Here is a 2,819-nt window from a genome sequence, read left to right on the forward strand (position 1 = left end):
TTCCCTCACGGTACTAGTTCACTATCGGTCTCTCAGGAGTATTTAGCCTTAACGGATGGTCCCGCCAAATTCATACAGGATTACACGTGTCCCGCACTACTCAGGATACCACTATCAATAACGTTTTTTACCTATACGGGATTATCACCCTCTATGATTGCTCTTTCCAAAGCATTCTAGTTCATTACGCATTAAATATCGTGGTCCTACAACCCCAGCATTGCCTTAACAATGCTGGTTTGGGCTGTTCCGCGTTCGCTCGCCACTACTAACGGAATCACTTTTGTTTTCTTCTCCTCCGGGTACTTAGATGTTTCAGTTCTCCGGGTTCGCCTCCTTACGGATAACATGTCTTCAACATGCTGGGTTGCCCCATTCGGATATCTGCGGATCAATTTGTATGTGCCAATCCCCGCAGCTTTTCGCAGCTTATCACGTCCTTCATCGCCTCTGAGAGCCTAGGCATTCCCCATACGCTCTTATTTAGCTTATTGTACTTTTTGTCTTTTTAATGAGTTACAATTATTGCTCGTTACAATAATTTAATTTTATTAAATATTTCTATCTAATTTTCATGTATCTTTTTCAATATGTCAATGAACTTTTTAGCTTTCGCTATCGTGGAGAATATCGGAGTCGAACCGATGACCTCCTGCGTGCAAGGCAGGCGCTCTAGCCAGCTGAGCTAATCCCCCATATACTAGTCGTTAGTACATAGTAGTTAGTAGTTAGACTATAACCACTACTCAACTTCCAGAATTTCCTATTAATTTAGTAGTCTCAGGCAGACTCGAACTGCCGACCTCTACATTATCAGTGTAGCGCTCTAACCAGCTGAGCTATGAGACTCTACTATAATAGATCATTTAAATTAACAGCAAAAGAACAGACTATTCCTTTTTTGAACTTCCTTATTAGTCGTCTTTCTCTAGAAAGGAGGTGTTCCAGCCGCACCTTCCGGTACGGCTACCTTGTTACGACTTAGCCCTAGTTACTAATTTTACCCTAGGCCGCTCCTTGCGGTGACGGACTTCAGGCACTCCCAGCTTCCATGGCTTGACGGGCGGTGTGTACAAGGCCCGGGAACGTATTCACCGGATCATGGCTGATATCCGATTACTAGCGATTCCAGCTTCACGGAGTCGAGTTGCAGACTCCGATCCGAACTGTGATAGGTTTTTAGGATTCGCTCCTGCTCACGCAGTGGCTGCCCTCTGTACCTACCATTGTAGCACGTGTGTAGCCCAGGACGTAAGGGCCGTGATGATTTGACGTCATCCCCACCTTCCTCACGGTTTGCACCGGCAGTCTTGCTAGAGTTCCCGACATTACTCGCTGGCAACTAACAACAGGGGTTGCGCTCGTTATAGGACTTAACCTGACACCTCACGGCACGAGCTGACGACAACCATGCAGCACCTTGTAAGTAGTCCGAAGAAAGATCTATCTCTAAATCATGCAACTTACATTTAAGCCCTGGTAAGGTTCCTCGCGTATCATCGAATTAAACCACATGCTCCACCGCTTGTGCGGGCCCCCGTCAATTCCTTTGAGTTTCATTCTTGCGAACGTACTCCCCAGGTGGGTCACTTATCACTTTCGCTTAGCCACTCAGACCGAAATCCGAACAGCTAGTGACCATCGTTTACGGCGTGGACTACCAGGGTATCTAATCCTGTTCGCTCCCCACGCTTTCGTCCATCAGTGTCAGTACATTATTAGTGATCTGCCTTCGCAATTGGTATTCTATGTAATATCTATGCATTTCACCGCTACACTACATATTCTAACCACTTCATAATGACTCAAGATAACCAGTATCAAAGGCAATTCTACAGTTGAGCTGCAGGATTTCACCTCTGACTTAATTATCCACCTACGGACCCTTTAAACCCAATGATTCCGGATAACGCTTGGATCCTCCGTATTACCGCGGCTGCTGGCACGGAGTTAGCCGATCCTTATTCTTACGGTACCGTCAAGCTCCCTCACGAGGGAGTGTTTCTTCCCGTATAAAAGCAGTTTACAACCCATAGGGCAGTCTTCCTGCACGCGGCATGGCTGGATCAGGCTTGCGCCCATTGTCCAATATTCCTCACTGCTGCCTCCCGTAGGAGTCTGGTCCGTGTCTCAGTACCAGTGTGGGGGATCCCCCTCTCAGGGCCCCTACCTATCGTTGCCATGGTGTGCCGTTACCACACCATCTAGCTAATAGGACGCATGCTCATCTTTTACCGATAAATCTTTAATCAAATGCCGATGCCGACTCTTGATACTATGGGATATTAATCCAAATTTCTCTGGGCTATCCCCCTGTAAAAGGTAGATTGCATACGCGTTACGCACCCGTGCGCCACTCGTCATCAGAAAAGCAAGCTTTTCTATGTTACCGTTCGACTTGCATGTGTTAGGCCTGCCGCTAGCGTTCATCCTGAGCCAGGATCAAACTCTTCATCGTTAAATCTTAAATATTATTTAACAACTAATATGGAATTTTATTCAGTACTCAAAATGGTCTATTCTTTTGTTTAATTAACATCGTTTCCAATGCTAATTTTACGCTGTCAATTCAATATGTTAATGAACTTTTATCTTCTCTTCTAAACCGTCTTATCGGTTAAGCGGGTGCAAATATAAAACCCTTTTTTTTATCCCACAATCTTTTTTGATTTTTTTTTGAAAATTTTTTCGAAACAATTCAAAACCCTTTTCTTAATCAGTATTTCTTGTGAACTTTTAGCCTCAACGTTCCCGTTTTTAGCGGCTGCAAATATACAACCTATTTTTTCTTTATCGCAAACTTTTTTTTACTTTTTTTT

Annotated in this window: 2 tRNA genes and 2 rRNA genes (1 of these 4 only partly in view); all 4 read right to left on the reverse strand. The window is 44.4% G+C overall.

Annotated features, from left to right (window positions below):
* Nucleotides 1–494, reverse strand: a 23S ribosomal RNA gene (locus tag ACQ0RB_RS10465); it reaches 2,322 nt to the left of the window's first position.
* Between the two features lie 127 nt (nucleotides 495–621).
* Nucleotides 622–695, reverse strand: a tRNA-Ala gene (locus ACQ0RB_RS10470).
* A gap of 80 nt (nucleotides 696–775) precedes the next feature.
* Nucleotides 776–849 (reverse strand) — tRNA-Ile (locus tag ACQ0RB_RS10475).
* A gap of 83 nt (nucleotides 850–932) precedes the next feature.
* Nucleotides 933–2,458, reverse strand: a 16S ribosomal RNA gene (locus tag ACQ0RB_RS10480).
* The 16S and 23S rRNA genes sit together here with 2 tRNA genes alongside, the layout of an rRNA operon.
* Nucleotides 2,459–2,819 lie beyond the last annotated feature (361 nt).

The sequence above is a fragment of the Gaetbulibacter sp. PBL-D1 genome (assembly GCF_050509525.1).
GTDB lineage: Bacteria > Bacteroidota > Bacteroidia > Flavobacteriales > Flavobacteriaceae > Gaetbulibacter_B > Gaetbulibacter_B jejuensis.